The sequence below is a fragment of the Micromonospora sp. SL1-18 genome, from assembly GCF_047921505.1.
Classification (GTDB): domain Bacteria; phylum Actinomycetota; class Actinomycetes; order Mycobacteriales; family Micromonosporaceae; genus Micromonospora.
In genome coordinates this window covers 1-15,319 of the sequence record NZ_JBLROA010000098.1, presented here as the reverse complement: position 1 = coordinate 15,319, position 15,319 = coordinate 1, and the positions used below count along the sequence as shown (strand labels likewise).

The 15,319-nt window shown below is 68.7% G+C and carries 18 protein-coding genes and 1 pseudogene; 6 read left to right on the top strand and 13 right to left on the bottom strand.

The window, feature by feature from the left end; translation table 11 throughout:
• Nucleotides 1–1,671: fibronectin type III-like domain-contianing protein (locus ACNAW0_RS28245; protein WP_416291069.1), on the top strand; the 1,671-nt coding region annotated here is incomplete at its 5' end.
• A gap of 165 nt (nucleotides 1,672–1,836) precedes the next feature.
• Here ACNAW0_RS28245 and ACNAW0_RS28240 read toward each other — a convergent pair.
• Complete coding sequence (locus ACNAW0_RS28240) at nucleotides 1,837–2,196, bottom strand: hypothetical protein (RefSeq protein ID WP_416291068.1); 360 nt, start codon at nucleotides 2,194–2,196, stop codon at nucleotides 1,837–1,839.
• On the opposite strand from ACNAW0_RS28240, the pseudogene ACNAW0_RS28235 reads away from it, so the two are divergent.
• A pseudogene (locus ACNAW0_RS28235) lies at nucleotides 2,183–2,392 on the top strand (acyl-CoA dehydrogenase family protein); the annotation flags it as partial. The gene ACNAW0_RS28240 and the pseudogene ACNAW0_RS28235 sit on opposite strands and share 14 nt — an antisense overlap.
• Before the next feature lie 11 nt (nucleotides 2,393–2,403).
• Nucleotides 2,404–3,588: a CaiB/BaiF CoA transferase family protein gene (locus tag ACNAW0_RS28230; RefSeq protein ID WP_416291067.1), complete on the top strand. Its 1,185-nt coding sequence runs from the start codon at nucleotides 2,404–2,406 to the stop codon at nucleotides 3,586–3,588.
• A gap of 349 nt (nucleotides 3,589–3,937) precedes the next feature.
• Here ACNAW0_RS28230 and ACNAW0_RS28225 read toward each other — a convergent pair whose 3' ends face one another.
• The 10 genes from ACNAW0_RS28225 to ACNAW0_RS28180 form a co-directional block, all read right to left on the bottom strand.
• On the bottom strand, nucleotides 3,938–4,507 hold the full coding sequence (locus tag ACNAW0_RS28225; protein ID WP_416291066.1) for a hypothetical protein: 570 nt from the start codon (nucleotides 4,505–4,507) through the stop codon (nucleotides 3,938–3,940).
• A 19-nt stretch (nucleotides 4,508–4,526) separates the two neighbouring features.
• Complete coding sequence (locus ACNAW0_RS28220) at nucleotides 4,527–5,123, bottom strand: hypothetical protein (RefSeq protein WP_416291065.1); 597 nt, start codon at nucleotides 5,121–5,123, stop codon at nucleotides 4,527–4,529.
• Nucleotides 5,120–6,859, bottom strand: coding sequence for a DJ-1/PfpI family protein (locus tag ACNAW0_RS28215; protein WP_416291064.1), 1,740 nt, complete (start codon nucleotides 6,857–6,859; stop codon nucleotides 5,120–5,122). Before ACNAW0_RS28215 ends, ACNAW0_RS28220 begins: the two co-directional genes overlap by 4 nt.
• A gap of 15 nt (nucleotides 6,860–6,874) precedes the next feature.
• Nucleotides 6,875–7,573, bottom strand: coding sequence for a DUF899 family protein (locus tag ACNAW0_RS28210; protein WP_416291062.1), 699 nt, complete (start codon nucleotides 7,571–7,573; stop codon nucleotides 6,875–6,877).
• Complete coding sequence (locus tag ACNAW0_RS28205; protein ID WP_416291061.1) at nucleotides 7,570–8,196, bottom strand: dihydrofolate reductase family protein; 627 nt, start codon at nucleotides 8,194–8,196, stop codon at nucleotides 7,570–7,572. The genes ACNAW0_RS28210 and ACNAW0_RS28205 overlap by 4 nt, the downstream gene beginning before the upstream one ends.
• A 71-nt stretch (nucleotides 8,197–8,267) precedes the next feature.
• Complete coding sequence (locus tag ACNAW0_RS28200) at nucleotides 8,268–9,170, bottom strand: LLM class F420-dependent oxidoreductase (protein ID WP_416291060.1); 903 nt, start codon at nucleotides 9,168–9,170, stop codon at nucleotides 8,268–8,270.
• Nucleotides 9,171–9,201: 31 nt separating this feature from the next.
• Nucleotides 9,202–9,582: a VOC family protein gene (locus ACNAW0_RS28195; RefSeq protein ID WP_416291059.1), complete on the bottom strand. Its 381-nt coding sequence runs from the start codon at nucleotides 9,580–9,582 to the stop codon at nucleotides 9,202–9,204.
• A 4-nt stretch (nucleotides 9,583–9,586) separates the two neighbouring features.
• Nucleotides 9,587–10,009 (bottom strand): nuclear transport factor 2 family protein, encoded by a 423-nt coding sequence (locus tag ACNAW0_RS28190; protein WP_416291058.1) that lies wholly within the window; start codon nucleotides 10,007–10,009, stop codon nucleotides 9,587–9,589.
• Between the two features lie 11 nt (nucleotides 10,010–10,020).
• On the bottom strand, nucleotides 10,021–10,728 hold the full coding sequence (locus ACNAW0_RS28185) for a DJ-1/PfpI family protein (protein ID WP_416291057.1): 708 nt from the start codon (nucleotides 10,726–10,728) through the stop codon (nucleotides 10,021–10,023).
• Complete coding sequence (locus tag ACNAW0_RS28180; protein WP_416291070.1) at nucleotides 10,729–10,803, bottom strand: hypothetical protein; 75 nt, start codon at nucleotides 10,801–10,803, stop codon at nucleotides 10,729–10,731.
• Nucleotides 10,804–10,975: 172 nt separating this feature from the next.
• On the opposite strand from ACNAW0_RS28180, the gene ACNAW0_RS28175 reads away from it, so the two are divergent.
• The gene (locus ACNAW0_RS28175; RefSeq protein WP_416291056.1) at nucleotides 10,976–11,938 is read left to right on the top strand and encodes a GlxA family transcriptional regulator; all 963 of its coding nucleotides are present in this window, start codon (nucleotides 10,976–10,978) and stop codon (nucleotides 11,936–11,938) included.
• Between the two features lie 43 nt (nucleotides 11,939–11,981).
• Here ACNAW0_RS28175 and ACNAW0_RS28170 read toward each other — a convergent pair whose 3' ends face one another.
• On the bottom strand, nucleotides 11,982–12,332 hold the full coding sequence (locus tag ACNAW0_RS28170) for a hypothetical protein (protein ID WP_416291055.1): 351 nt from the start codon (nucleotides 12,330–12,332) through the stop codon (nucleotides 11,982–11,984).
• Nucleotides 12,333–12,361: 29 nt separating this feature from the next.
• On the opposite strand from ACNAW0_RS28170, the gene ACNAW0_RS28165 reads away from it, so the two are divergent.
• Nucleotides 12,362–12,505, top strand: coding sequence for a hypothetical protein (locus tag ACNAW0_RS28165; protein ID WP_416291054.1), 144 nt, complete (start codon nucleotides 12,362–12,364; stop codon nucleotides 12,503–12,505).
• 109 nt (nucleotides 12,506–12,614) lie between these two features.
• Here the strand turns inward: ACNAW0_RS28165 and ACNAW0_RS28160 are convergent, their stop codons facing one another.
• A complete protein-coding gene (locus ACNAW0_RS28160; RefSeq protein WP_416291053.1) occupies nucleotides 12,615–14,090 on the bottom strand; it encodes a tetratricopeptide repeat protein in 1,476 nt (491 codons plus the stop codon).
• A 185-nt stretch (nucleotides 14,091–14,275) separates the two neighbouring features.
• Here ACNAW0_RS28160 and ACNAW0_RS28155 point away from each other — a divergent pair, with 185 nt between their 5' ends.
• Nucleotides 14,276–15,136 carry an aminoglycoside phosphotransferase family protein gene (locus ACNAW0_RS28155; protein WP_416291052.1) on the top strand — a complete coding sequence of 287 codons (861 nt, stop codon included), beginning with the start codon at nucleotides 14,276–14,278 and terminating at the stop codon, nucleotides 15,134–15,136.
• Nucleotides 15,137–15,319 lie beyond the last annotated feature (183 nt).

Sequence of the window (15,319 nt, the reverse complement as noted above, 5' to 3'; positions counted from 1 at the left end):
ACCCAGGAAGTGGAGCCGCTCTTCCCGTTCGGACACGGACTGTCTTACACGACGTTCGCGTTCAGCAACCTCGTAGCCACCCCCAAGGCGATGGTCAACACCTCCTACGGTCCCGGAGCGGCGGGGCAGACGGACCTTCGGGTAGACGTGACAGCCAAGGTGACCAACACCGGGAGCAGGGCGGGATCCGAGGTGGTGCAACTCTATCTGGGGCACCCTTCGTCCGCTGGCGAGCCTCCTCGGCAGCTGAAGGGCTTCGAAAAGGTGTCCCTGCAGCCGGGACAGTCGACCGAGGTTCACTTCACTCTGAACGCTCGCGACCTCGCCTACTGGAAGAGCGAGGCTGGGGGCTGGGTAGTGCCCAACGGCGCGTTCCAGGTGTACGTCGGGAGCTCGTCCGGCATGGCTGGCCTACCGTTGCACGGCCAATTCAGCGTCATCAAGTCGGCGGGTAGCCGCATCGCTACCCTCAATGCGCCGTCGTCCACGCTCACTCCGGGAAGCCAGGTGACCGTTACTGGGACTTTCAGCAACGACAGCGACTGGGCCGCCGACGAGGTCCGATACCAGCTGCAAGCGCCCGAGGGCTGGGAGATCAAGCCGGCGGGCACGCAGCCGCCGCACGTAGGAGCCCACCAGTCTGAGCAGCTGAGCTGGCGGGTGACCGTTCCCTACGCCGCCCAGAACACGGAGCTACGACTTGGGCTCCAGGTCGGTTATGAGACCGCAGGGGGGTTGGGAAGCGTTCGATCCGCACCAGTGCAGCTCAGGGTGGGTCGGATAGCCGATCTGGCGTTCCAACCGGCACAGGTGCTACTCAAGCCGTCCGAGGATGCTCCCGCCACGCTCGCGATCAGCAACAACATCGCATCGCCGATCACCGTCACCTGGCAGGCTGCGCCGCCACCCGGCGTTCAGCTGACTCCCGATTCGGGCACGGTCACGGTCGCCCCGGGCGCATCCTCGTCGATCGCCGTGACCGTCTCGGCGAACGAGTCCGCGAAAAGCGGTTCAGAGGATATTCGAGTGTCGAGCAAGGCGAGTATCAACGGTGAGTCCTATAACATGGTCGACACGCGGCTGGTCGCCATTCTCCCGTATCCTGCTCTCGCCGCTGCGTTCAACAACGTGGGCATCACCAGCGTATCCAACCCGAAGGCCGGGGACTTCTCCGGGAATGGCGTGACGTTCTCGTCAGACGCCTTGGCGGAGGTCGGCCTGACCCCAGGGGCGTTCTTTGTTCGGGACGGCATTACCTTCACTTGGCCTGAGGGGCCAGCCGGTCAGCCGGATAATGTGGTCGCGGCAGGGCAGCCTATCACCGTGTCAGGTACGGGTTCCAAGCTCGGATTCGTAGGCGCCTCTGCTTACGGCAATGCGTCGGGGACGGCGACGATCCACTATACGGACGGCACGACTCAGGAGTTCACCCTGACCATGTCCGACTTCTACGAGACGACGCCGGCGGACGACAACAAGGTGGTGGCCATCGCCCCATACCGGCACAACTCGAGTGGGATTAACAAACACACAGCGAGCATCTACTCCGCGTATGTTGACCTGAAGGCAGGCAAGACCGTTTCCTATGTCACTCTGCCAGACGTCAATTCGGGAATAGTTGCCGTACAGGTAACCTCGATGCACATATTCGCCGCAGCGATCGGCGGCTAGCCGGCGTTTTGCGGTTCTGAACGGCGGCGGTGGGGTTGGCCCGCAAGCTCTGGCCAACCCGCCATCGACCGAGGAGAACTCGTCCGGCGAATGGATCGTGTCATCCGACTTGGCCACGGTTGGCTGGTTCCGCAGCCGGTAGGGCTGTGACCTGGGGCGGCCCGCTCAGTGACCGGAGTTCAGCCGCTCCACCACCGGGGTCAATGCCTCGGGCACCCGAACCTGCACGGCCCCTGCGGATTCCCCCGCCACGATGTGCACGGGGTGGAACTCGCCGCCGTGCCACCAGAAGATCTGATCGGTGCAGGGATCAGTGGCTGCCGCGAACATGGAGTTGGCCAAGCGGTGCAGCGCCACCGCGCTGTCCTGCACGTGGCCAACCACGCGGTGCAGCATCACCGCGCTGTACTGTGGCGCCGCGACCAGCGCGCCGTTGTCGGCGCCCTCGGGCAGGAACCGCTTGACGGACATGAGGGCGGCCGTGACGAACGGATTGCCAGCAGATGCGGCAATGAGCGCGGGCAAGCTGAACAACGTACGCGCGGCGCTGGCGGCGGCGCGGGAATGCCGTACAATTCTCGGCGCGAGCGGCATCACGCTGGAGTACCCAGCCCCCCGCCACGCCATGAACCTCGAGTCCGTGCTGACCTACGAGGGAACCTCGGAGGTTCACACACTGGTCATCGGCCAAGCAATCACCGGGATACAGGCATTTCGATGAGTAGTGATCCGATGGCCCCCCGGCTCCAGACGGAGTCCGCACTCGGCGGCATCCTCATCGCCGACTTCGGGCGGGTCCTCGCCGGCCCCTACGCGACGATGCTGCTAGCCGACCTCGGCGCCGACGTAGTCAAGATCGAACGACCCGGCACCGGGGACGACACCCGTTCGTGGGGTCCACCCTGGGTAGCAGGTGAATCCACGTACTTCCTGGGCCTCAACCGGAACAAGCGATCCGCGACGCTGGACCTGGGCACGCGCGAAGGGCTGGACGCGGCACGGAAGCTCGCCGGCCGTGCCGATGTCGTGGTGGAGAACTTCCGGCCCGGCACGATGGACCGGCTTGGTCTGGGATACCAGCAGCTGAAGGTCCACAACCCCGGCCTGGTGTACTGTTCGATCACCGGTTTCGGACCCCGCGAAGGCGCCTCCCTGCCGGGCTACGACCTGCTCGTGCAGGCCGTCGGCGGGCTGATGAGCATCACCGGGCCGGATTCCTCCCAGCCCACAAAGGTGGGGGTGGCGCTGGTGGACGTGATCACGGGGCTGCACGCGGCGGTGGGCATCCTCGCCGCACTGCGCCATCGTGATCGCACCGGTCACGGCCAACAGGTCGAGGTAAACCTCCTCTCTTCGCTGCTGTCGGCGATGACCAATCAGGCGGCGGCTTACCTCGCCGCCGGCACCGTACCCGCCGCACTAGGCAATCGACATCCGTCCATTGCGCCCTACGAGGTGTTTCCCACCGCGGACCGTCCGCTGGTGATCGCGGTCGGCAATGACCGGCAGTTCCAGGCGCTGGTCGGGGTGCTCGGGCTGCCGGGGCTCGCCGACGATCCGCGCTTCGCGACGAACCCGTCTCGGGTGGCGCACCGCGATGACCTGTTCGCCACCTTGCGTACGGCCCTGTTGACCCGCTCAGCCGACGACTGGTTCGCGGAACTGCTATCCGTCGGGGTGCCAGTGGGCCCGATCAACGACATCCGGCAGGCGTTCGACCTGGCGTCACGACTGGGCCTGAGGTCGGTAGTCGAGATCGACGATCCGGCACGCGGAGGCGCCTGCCGTCAAGTCGCAAACCCGATCTCACTCAGCGCGACGCCCGCAACGTACCGACAGCCGCCGCCGCGCCTCGGCGCCGACGATGCGGGAGGCCACGGCCCGGGTCTCGGCAGCCCTGGCGTCCGCCCCGACTGAGACCGGGGAGCCACGCGAGAGACCCCGCCGCCGCGACTCCACCCTGGACGATCGCGACCGCCAGCGGCCGCACCGCTTGCGGTGTGGCCGCTTCCTCGGGCGCGGTGACGAGCGCGAAGAGCGCGCCGTACAGCACGAGCATCGAAGGGACCGCGGCCGGGGGGATCACAAGGCCGGCCTCCGTGGCCCTTCTTTTTGGGGCGCTTTCGATTGGAGGGTCTGTAGGTGCGCGTCTGCGGCTTCAGTGGGCAGGAGTCCTTGGAGGCCCAGGAGTGCGAGCTGCGGGCCACGTTCACCAATTGGACACTCGGAACGGACCGATCAACCTTCTGCTTCCACGACTATGCCCCTAAAGGCATCGATGTGAGGGCCCTGCGTCAAGGCCGCGCTTGGAGCGCCATGCGTTGGCCCCGAGCGCGACCAGACCGGCGATCAACCCGGAGCCGATGCCGATCACCATGGCTATGCCGCTCGTGTAAGCCCGCAGTGCCAGGTCGCGCCAGCCCCCGGCGAAATGGTCGGCGAACTCGACCGCGTTTGCGGGAGGGTTGTGACCCAGGGATGGGCCGACGCCCCACAGCACCTGGTGGATCACGACCAGAGACAGTCCGTACAGAGCGCCGACGATCACGAAGTCCATGAATGGCCTGCGACTTCGACGGGCCAGGGCTACACCGAGCCACACAGCGAACGGGGTCAGGGCGAGGATGTAGTAGAGCAAGCCGCTTTCCGGGGCGACGATGTCGAGATCGGCCAATACTGTTCGCGGGACTCCGAGCGCGACCAACAGCAGCGCAAGCCAGGCCGGCATGTCGGTGAGCGGAAACGTACTGCTCAGACGGCCCGCATCGGGATGGTGCGAAGATTGCTGGGTCGGGTCGGTCGCGTTCGGGGTAGCGGATTTGTGTTGCTGATTCAAGGTGGTCCTCCTGGTCAGGTCATGGGCGAGTGCGAGGCTTCGTGGGGACCTTCGGTCCGCGGGTCTGGCCCCATGGCTTGAAGATGGCCAGCACTGTGGCCAGGGCCAGGCAGGTCAGCGAGACTGCAGGTGGGAAGAACAGCCGCCAGATCCCGTCGTCCGCTGCCGTGCCGGTGAGCAGCTCCTCGCCGTACGTCTCGACGTCCGGCATACCGGGCTGCAGCACGGTGACGATCAGGGTGCACAGGGCCACGTTGAGGACGAGCTTGACGGTGACCCACCAGTAGCGCAGTAGCCCCCACTTGGTGCCCAGTCCCAGAACGAGGCCGGTGACGAGGCAGAGCAGGCCCGATGCCAGCATCGGCCACACGACGAAGTTCGCCAGCGCGCGGTACGCCAGGCTGCGCAGGTCGATGTCGTCCGCGAACCACCCCGTGCTGATCAGGACTGCCACGATGACGTCGATACCGATCCAGGCAGCGCTGGACAGGATGTGCACGACCAGCAGTGCCTGCCTCCAGCGGCGGGCCAGGCGGATCGCGGGCGTCGTTGGGTGTCGCCTTTGGGTGCGTTCGGGTCCGGTCACCGTACGGCCGTAGGTGCCAGTGGTGTTCATGACGCGGCCGCTGGAGCGCGGTGGTCGTCCAGCTGGACCGGTCGGCGTGTCCGGCGCCGCTGGACGGCCAGCCCACCGGCGAGCAGGGCCAGGCCGGCCAGCGCCAGGACGACCGGGCGGAGGGTGCGCTCCCAGGGCCAGCCACGGCCAGTGAGCGCGATGTCTCCGGCGGGATACTCCAGCAGTTTGGCCCGCCACACGGCCGAGGGGACATCGACGTTGGCCGCGATGTCGCGCAGTGGCCCGTCGAAGGCGAAACCGGGCTCCGCGTGCAGATACGTCGGCCGGAGGCCTTGGGCCGTGGGCGCGTCGTGCCGGGCGGCGGCCGCCGCGCCGGGGACCAGCAGTCGGTCCAGCTGTGGTGCGTCCGCTAGCGTCGCGCGGGGCACGAACGTCAGCCCGTGGCGGGAGCGGATGGCCGTGGCTCCCGGCGACACCGCGAGCGTTCGGGAAGCGTAGACGGCCTCGGTGTAGGTGGTGAACGGCGAGGCGAGTTCGAGTTCACCGACGCCGTCCGTGAGCAGGACCCCGGCCGTTGGCGCGTCCCAGCGGTAGGACTGGTTAAGTGCGGCGATCGCGTCGCCGGGGCCAAAGCGTTGCACGGGAATCAGCAGTGGCGTTGCGGGGGAGTAGTGGCGCCAGCCCACGGACTCTGCCGCGGCGGCGGCCACCTGCGTGTCGGCCAGGCGTTCGATCACCCGCAGTGTGCCGTCGATGCCGGAGAGCACGCCGGCGGTGCTGATCACCTGGCCGTCGTCGACGTAGCGGACGCCGCGTTGCCACCGCACCTCAGGGAAGTCCTTTTCCAGGCCGTCCAGGTAGTACCAGTGCGACGTCGCGGTGTGCCCGTCTAGCACCCCGGCCGCTGCGGCGACCTTGCCGCCCACGCACACGCTGAGTATCAGCGCGCCGTCGCCGGCCTGCCTTCGGAGGAAGTCGAGCACGGCCGGCTCGTCGGGGCGCGGCATGGCGGGTACCACGACCACGTCCGCGGCGCGGCCGTGGAGCCGGGTTGCCAGGGACTCGAACGTGACATCAGGCACCAGGTCCAGACCGCCGGTCAGGGTGACCGGCGCCGGGGTCGGGGCGGCGGTGAGGACGTTGAAGCGTCCCGTGACGGCCAGCACCTCGAACGGTCCGAGCGCGTCCCCGGCGTGCGCCCCCTCGGCACCGAGCACCACGACGGCGGTCGGCAGCGCCGGGTCAAAGGGACGTTGTGCCGGTGCCGGAGCGCCCGGTGAGGGCGCCGGCGCGTACACGCTTCGTTCGTTCACCGCGGCGACCGCCGCACCGACCGACACCGGCAGTATCGCCACCGCCAGCACCACCGCGCCGACCCGTACCACGGCACGCGGCAGTCGGTGCCCGCCGTGTGTGTACTCCGACCGCCGCCGCAGCATGACCGCGACCATCGCGATCACCATCAGCACGTGGCCGCCGGCCATGACGACACCGGCGGAGACGGCGCCGAACCAGTACGGCACGAGCAGCGCGATGAACGGCGCGTACATCGCGGCGGCCATCTCGCCGATGCCGGCCCAGCCGTGGCCGCGTACGCGCATCCAGGCCGCCATGCCGATGGCCATGCCGGTGGCCATCGCGAGCGTGCGCACGTCGGTCCGCTCGATCGCGCCGGGCAGCGCCAATGCCCACAGCGGTCGCAGCGCGAACATGCCGGCCAGCATCGCCGCGACCATCTCGAGGAGATGGACGCCAAACCGGAGAACGGGTCGCATCGTTGTCTCCAACCGTCAGTGGTGGTGGCCGTGCCGGCCGAGGGTCTCCACGGGGGTCGCCCCGGGGCGGGTCCACTGCGGCACGGGGCGGCTGGTCGGGCCCCAGGTGGCGTTCCCGTCCGCGTCCGAGCGCCAGTACCAGCAGATCGGCGAGCCATGCCCACCGACCGGCGAGTCGGCCTGAGGGGCCTCGGGCCAGCCCTCGGGGTTGTTCTCCCACGCCTCGCGGCGGCCGTAGGGCGTCATGTCGAGCAGGCCGAGGGACCCGTTGACTGGCTCGTTGCCGCGGCCCGTCGTGGAGTAGGTCAGGAACACGCGATCGCCGTCGCGCAGGAAGCAGGTGAGGTAACCCATTGCTCCGCCGACGAGCGCCTCCACGTCGCGCACTGAGTACCAGGGCTGGGTGGTGCAGCCCTCGCACTGCCCTTGGTGCGGCGCGCCGTCGTGCCACATGTGCTTGTAGACCACGAGCTCGTCGCGGCCCTGGAACAGGTCCAGGAACGGCACCGGGCCGTCGGGTCCGACGACCTCGACCGTCCCGTCGAGCTCCACCATCGGCAGCCGACGGCGGGCCGCGGCAATGGCGTCGCCCTCGCGGGTGTGGGCCTTCTCGCGGACCAGAAGCTCGTCGCGGGCGGTCTGCCAGGTGGCCAGGTCGACCACGGGCGGGCGGCCGGGCAGCCCGCTGGTCGGGTCGTCCGTCGTGGTCGTCATGGTGCCCTCCGTGGGTCTCGTGGCAAGCGGTACGTCACGTGCGTGACCGAGTTGGCTGCCCGCGACCGCACCTGCTCAAGATTCAGCGGCGGGACGCCGTCGAAGAGCCGCGTGCCGCCGCCGAGCGTTAACGGCACAATGTGCAACCGGAGCTCGTCGATCAGGCCGGCGGCGAGGTACTGGTTGATCGTGGTCGCGCCGCCCAGGATCGACACGTCGCCGTCCCCGGCCGCCTCGCGTGCCTGTTTCAACGCGGATTCGATTCCGTCGGTGACGAAGTGGAACGTGGTGCCGCCGTCCATCGGCTGCGGGTCGCGCGGATAGTGGGTGAGCACGAAGATCGGAGCATGGAACGGCGGGTTGTCGCCCCACCAGCCCTTCCACTCCCGATTCCACTCGCCACGCACGGGGCCAAACATGTTGCGCCCGATGACGAATGCGCTGGCCGCCGTCATGTGGTCGACCTCGGCCCGGTTTTCCTCGGGGGTCTCGAACATCCAGGCGTGCAGCTTGTTGCCCCAGCCGTCCCCGCCGTCGTCACCGAACGGGCGCTCCTCGGTCTGGTTGTGCCCGGCCGAGTAACCATCGGCCGAGATCGACAGATCGCAGATCACTTTGCTCATTGCTATCTCCTCTACGGGTGCGACGACGCGCGCATGCGTACACGCGGCACTTCGCCGGAGTGGCCCCAGGGTCAGGACGGCCGGGTAGAAGCAGCGGCGCCGAGAGCGACGATCTGGTCTGCGGCCTCGACGAGCGTGGCGACGCTCTCGGCGGTCCATGGCCCGGTCGTGATGACGCTGACGTGGTCGATGCCCAGCTCGGCGAACGTCGCGCAGCGGGTCACGAAGGAGGCCGTCGACTCGCCGGGTTGCAACCGTGTCGCGATCACTTTCTCGATCTGGTCGTACGGCCGTCCGAGGTCGTCGCACAGCGCGCGCAGCACGGCGAGCTTGTGCCGCACGGTCTTGCCGCCATCGGGGATGTCGAACACGTTGCACGCGTCCGCATAGCGCGCGACCAGCGGCAACGTTCGCTTCTCCCCGGTGCCGCCGATCAGGATCGGCGGGTGCGGGCGGGAGACCGGCGCCGGGCTGCCCACCGGCCCATCCAGCGTGTGGTGCCGGCCTCGGTAGGGCGACGCGTCCCCCGTCCACATCCGCAGTGCGATCTGCAGCGTCTCCTCGAGTCGGTCGAACCGCTCCGGTACGGGCGGCAGCGGCAGTCCCATCGCTGCGGCCTCCTCGTTCTGGTAGCCGGCGCCGATGCCCAACCAGGCGCGGCCGCCGGAGAGCACGTCGACGGTGGTCACGGCCTTGACCAACAAGGTGGGCGGGCGGTAGGTCACCGCGGTCACCAGCGTGCCGAGCCGGAGGCGCGAGGTTCGTGCGGCGAGGTAGCCGAGCGTGGTGTAGGCCTCCAGCATCTCGGTCTCGCCCGGCCCGGCGGAGGGATCGGCCTGCAGCAGGTGGTCGGAGACCCAGAGGCCGTAGAGGCCGCCGTGGTCGGCAGCCTCCGCGATCCCGGCAAGGTGCTCTCCGAGGCCCTGACGCTCGTCACGCCACGAGAAGTTGGTGATGCTCATGCTCAGCCGCACGCCTGCGCTCCTAATGTGTCCACGCGCAGCGTCAACTCCCGTCGCCGTAGGGGCGGGTGATGATCTCCAGGTTGTGGCCGTTCGGGTCTTCCCAGTACACGCCGCGACCGCCGTCGTTGGTGTTGATCTGGCCGGACTGCTGGTGGAAAGGATCAGCCCAGTACGGCAGGCCGCGCTCGCGGATACGGCCGAAGATCGCGTCGAAGTCGGAATCGTCGACGAGGAACGCGTAGTGCTGCGGCCGCACGTCGGGGACGGCCAGGAAGTCCAGTGAGACGTCGTTGTCGAGCTGGACGACCATGAAGTGGCTGAACGGGGTCGGCTCTGGCCGGCCCAGGATCTCGGCCAGAAACCTCGCCGACGCGGCGGCGTCGTGCGCATGGACAATGGTGTGGTTGAGCTGTACGGCCATCGCGTCAGCCCGCTGCCGGGGGTCGGAAGGCAGCGATCGGGCTGAGCTGAATGCCGGCGAGCTGCCACCGACCGCCGGAGCGGACGGCGATGTGCGTCGCACGGAACTGCCCGTTCGACGGCTGCCCACGGTAGCTGGCCTGCTGAGTGTGAATTCCGATGGCGACGGCCGTATCGCCGTACGAACGCACCGCGACATCGTCCCAGGTCAGCGACGCGGTGATCAGGTTGCCGGTGCGGTAACGGTCCAGCCACTGCTGCTTGTCCAGGACGAAGCTCAGTGGCCCGACCAGCGCGAAGTCGGCGACGGCGAGCGCATCGAGCGCCTCGATGTCGGCGCGCTGCTCGGCTTCGGCCCAGCGTTGCCCGAGCTCGAAGATATCGGTAGTGATCAGATCAGTCATGACTTTTCCTTCCGCTTTGGCCATACCCAAGGGGGCTACTTGCCGGTACGCACAAAGTCGATCATTCGGTTCCAGGCGATCCTCGGCTTGACCAGCGTCTGTTTGAAGTCCGTCCGATCGTCGAGGAGCTGCTTGGCGCGCTTCCGGACCGGTTCGGACGCCTTACTCATGTGGCCGGCGTCGAACGGCGGCTGCGGGTCGTATTCGATGGTCAGTTGGATCGCCTCGGCCAGCTCTCGTCCGGCGATCTCGCCGGCCAGCCAGAGTCCCAGGTCGATGCCGGCGGACACCCCCGCCGCCGTGACGATCTTGCCGGTTTGCACGATCCGCTCGTCCGGCCGGGGCGTCGCGCCCATCAACCGCAACGGTCCCATCGCGACCCAGTGCGTGGTCGCAGGCTGGCCTTTGAGGATTCCCGCGGCGGCCAGGAGCACCGCGCCGCTGCACACGGAGGCTGTCCACGTCGTGGTCTCGTGCACCGACCGCAGCCAGGCGAGGACCTCCTTGTCGACCATCGTGGTTGGCGTCGCCATTCCGCCCGGCACCAGCACGAGATCCGGTGCGGGCATCTCGGCGAGGGTGTGCGTCACGCCGAGCAGCAGGGCACCCCCATCGGTAAGCAGCGGGCCGGTTTCCTTGCCCACGAAGCGGACATCGGCGTCCGGTATGCGGCTGAGCACCTCGTATGGACCGACCGCGTCGAGGGCGGTGGTGCCGGGGTACAGCAGGATCGCGATCTGCATCTAGGCACACTCCCGTACCTCGAAGCCGAACATCATTCCGGTCTCGGCGTGCTCGGTGATGTGGCGGTGCGCCATCCACCGTTGCCTGGTGACCTCTTCGACCAGGTTGCCCTTGGGATTGTCGGGTTGCTCACTGCCGAACCGTATTCGCCGCGCACCTGTGGGGAACAGACGCGGCGGTCATCATGTCCGAGATTCTGGAATACGTGTCCTGCCGGACCGCTTCATGCGCTCCTACGATGGCAGTGTGCATGAGCGGCGTGTGGTCGTCGTCGGCTATGACGGCATCGAGCTGGTGGACGTTGCGAGCGTCACCAGCTGTCTCGATATGGCCAACCGGCTCGGCGCGACGCCCGCGTACGCCGTGCGGTTCGCCACGCTGTCCGGGGGCCCGGTGCGCTGTGATTCCGGGCTGGAGCTGTCCAGCCAGGTGGCGCTGCAGGACGTGAGCCGCACCCACACCCTCGTCGTCTCCGGCGGTCTCGGGCACGCCGCGGCCGCCGCGGACCGCCGCCTGCTTGCTCAGGTCCAAAGGCTGGCCTGGAGCTCGAGCCGCGTGGCGTCGGTGTGCACTGGTGCGAGCGTGCTCGCCGCCGCCGGGCTGCTGGACGGCCGGCGGGCAACCACCCACTGGCACCATACGGCCGAGTTGGCCGCCGCATATCCGGCGGTCCGATTCGACCCTGCGCCGATCTTCGTGCGGGACGATCACGTGTGGACGTCCGGCGGCGTCACCGCGGCGCTCGACCTCACCCTGGCGTTCGTGGAGGCCGACCACGGCGCCGAGCTGGCCCGATGGGTGGCCATGGGCATGGTCACCTACCTGCAGCGACCGGGCAACCAGGCGCAAATGAGCATGTTCATACGTGCCCGGCGCCCCGAGCACGCCGTGGTGCGGCGCGTCCTCGACCACGTCACGGCCAATCCCGACACAGAACTCTCCACCGCCCGGCTCGCCGCGGTGGCCGGTGTGAGCGAACGGCACCTCACCCGGCTGCTCGTCGCCCACGCCGGGCAGACTCCGGCCCGGCTCGTCCGTCAAGTGAGGCTGGAGGCAGCGGCCACCGCCCTGGTCACCACCGACCAGGCCGTCTCGTCGATCGCCAAGGCGACCGGTTTTCGCTCCGGCGAAACCCTGCGCCAGGCGTTCAACGCATGGTTCGGCATCTCGCCGACGCAGTACCGAACGGTCCACCGCCGGCGCACTTAGCCCCGATCCACCACTGTGATCCTTGATTGGCGCCCATCGCTGATCACTGGGCCGAGGCGGCTGCCCGGCGGGCGAGGTGGACCGCCATCGGTTGCTCGCGGGGGTGGCGGCGGACCAGCCAGCGATGGTGCAGCAGCACCACGGGGCCGATGAGCGCGATTGCGGGTGTCGCGCCGTGCAGCACGTGCGCCAGGATCAGCGTGAAGATCACCACGAAGCTGCCGACCATCGCCGCGGCCGCCGCAGCGGCCCGCAAGGTGTACGCCTTCGCCACCACCAGCGGCCACAGCACCGCCACGAGCAGGTCGCCGAGCCCGGTCGCGGCCAGCACCGGCCACGTCCCCCAGGACAGCACCGGGGTGAACGGCAGCGTGCACCTTGAGGAAGAAGTCACCCATCATCGGCAGGAACGCGGTGGCCACGATGTCGTACCCGGTCAGGACCGCCACGAACACCGCCACGTGCCCGGCCCGCAGCCCGCTCTGCACCCAGATGTTGCAGGCCCCCACCGCCAGCATCACCAGCGCGACGTTGTTGACCAGGGCGAAGGGGATCGTGCCGGCGTAAGCGGCGAGCACCAGCGCCACGTCGACGCCACCGAGCGCGACCGCGCCCGCTGCCGCCCCCGCCCGGCCGAGCACCATGATCATGGCACCGCACAGTGGCAGTCGGGGGGTCAGCCGGCGTAGCGGGGCTCGCTGATCCGGCGGCGGAATTCCGCGTGAGCGGTCTGGAAGACGTCGTTGAGCCGCTCGAGTTCGGACTCGGTCGGCTCTCGCCGAAGCCCAACATCGATCTTGAACTCGCCGTCCACGATCGCCACGTCGAGGCGGTCGAGCAGGTCTGCGGGAAGCCTGGTAATCACGAACTCGCGGAACGCGTCGGCGATCGTGCCCGCCATGTCGCCGCACCCGCAGGTGCGGCCATCCAGGACCGCACCGAGGTGGCTGCGGCCGATGATCGCGTCCGGGTGTACGGGATCCATGACGGTCAGGCCCTCCTCCAGGACCGTGCGGGCCTCCGGCAGCCGGCCCTCGTGCTGGAGGAACAGACCGAGGGCGATGCAGGCCCGCCCGACCGTGTCATGGTCGGCACCGCGGCGCGCTTGGCCCACTGCCTCGGCCAGCCGTTGCTCCGCCGGGCCCACCTGGCCGGCCTCCTTCAACGCGAGACCCCAGTTGCGCAGCACCTGACTCCGCAGCTCCGGATGACCGATGCGCTCCGCCCTCGCGTGCGCAGACGCGTACGTGCGCAGCGCCGCCTCGGCATCGCCGGCTTCGTCCTGGGCCATCGCCAATCCGAGCGCTGCCATCAGCGCCTCCTCCTGCCGGCCCTGGCGGTCGTACGAAGCGAGCACGCGCTCGATCGCATCAACCCGCCCCGCCTGGTCACCGAGGTCACGGCCGAGGTTCGCCAGCGCGGACAAGGCGTTGAGCGTCGCCTGGTGGTCGATGCCGAGCCGCTCCTCCAACGCGGCGACCAGGGAGGTGAGCAAGGGTTTGGACGCCTTGTCGTCGTGCTCCAGCATCTGGGTGACGACCTGCCCGATCTGCTCGACGACCTCGTCCGGCAGTTGGTGCAGGCCCACGAACAGCGACTCGTGGGTGCCACCGGCGTGCACAATCGCTGCTCGCAGCGCCAACGCGGAGGCCACCCGCTCGTGCCCGTTGCGCCACAGGTTGGCCACCGCCTCCTCGACGACCTGCCGGGCCTCTGCCATGTCGCCACGCTGCCGCAGCAGGTCCGCCAGCGGTTCGAGGCCGAACGCGTACCCGGCGTGCTCGCGACCGTAGAAGGCGAGCCGCTCCTGAACGCCCTGGCGCAACTCCGTCTCGGCCTCGTCGAGTCGTCCGGCCATGCGCAGCGCCAGACCCAGATTGAGGCGGTAGGTCAACTGGTCCTTGCGGGACTCGTGGTCGCGCGGCGTCGTGGAGACGGCGCGGCGGTAGCAGTCGATCGCGCGGTCGCGTTGATCGGCGTTGAGCAGCACGTTGCCGAGGTCGCACTGGGCCGAGGCCCATTCCGGGCTGCCGTGACCGTGTTTGTCCGTGGCGGCCTGCAGCTCGCGCGTCATGAGATTCTCGGCGTCGCCCATGCGGCCCTCCCGCAACAGCGCGAAGGCCACCTCGACCGGAGTGAGGGGTGTCGTCACGAACCGCAAGTTTAGGGCCCGCCTACGACGTTCGCGCACCCCTGGGAACACCTCGAGCGCGCCTTCGGGTTGCCGTGCACACTCTCATGCTGGACACCTAATCGGTTGGCACCACACCGCCTGACCGCTTTAACCTGCCTGCCGTGCCCATCCATGATGACGAGATCCGAGCCACCGTCGGGCAGGTGCGCCGCCTGGTAGCGGCCCAGTGCCCGCAGTGGGCCGACCTTCCCGTGACACCTCTACCCGACGAGTTGGAGGGCACCGACCACGTACTCTTTCGGATCGGCAACGAACTCGTTGCCCGGATGCCCAAGATTGTCGGGGCGGTCGACCAGGCCGATTCTGATGCGCGGTGGCTGCCCTTGCTGGCATCCCACCTGCCTGTGCGGATTCCGGTTCCGCTTCATGCGGGCGAGCCGGGCGCGGGGTACCCGTGGCGGTGGACCGTGGTGCCGTGGGTCGTGGGAAAGACGCCGCCCAGGCTTGGCTGCGACGACATACTTCTGGCCCGCGACGTGGCAACCTTCGTTCGCGCCCTGCATCGGGTGGATCCGGCCGGAGGTCCGGTCAAGCCACCGGGCTCCCGCGGATCCACCCTGCTCCACGTCGACGAAAGCGTCCGCCGGGTGCTGCCCCGGCTCGCCGAGCATGACGACGGCTTCGATGTGACCGCGGCGGAGGCGGCCTGGGACGCCTGCCTGGCTGCTCCTGACTGGGACCGGGACCCCGTATGGATCCATGGTGATCTACAGCCGGGCAACCTGATCACCGACTGTGGCCGACTGGCCGCGGTCATCGACTTCGGTGGACTCGGTGTCGGCGATCCGGCGCCGGATGTGGCTCCGGCGCTATGGACCTTCACCGGTGCGGCCCGGAAAGCCTATCGGGAGGTAATCGAGTACGACGACGCGACCTGGCGCCGCGCCTGCGGTTGGGCCCTCGCACCGTCGCTGACCGGCATCGACTACTACCGGCATACCTTCCCGCGAATGGCCGAGCACGGCCGCCGAATGGTCCGCGCGGTGATCGCCGAAGTGGCGTGAGTGCACGGGCGGATCTACTTTCGATAGCGCAGCTCGGTGTGCTCGTCTATCCAGCCCGCTCTGTAGATCACCACTGTGAAACACCCGGGTCAGTGCGCATCCTGCGGGCGACGAGGTCGTGGTGGGGATGCGGCGTTGGGGGGGGGGGGCGGGGGGCCCCCGCCCCCCCCCCCCCCGGGGGGG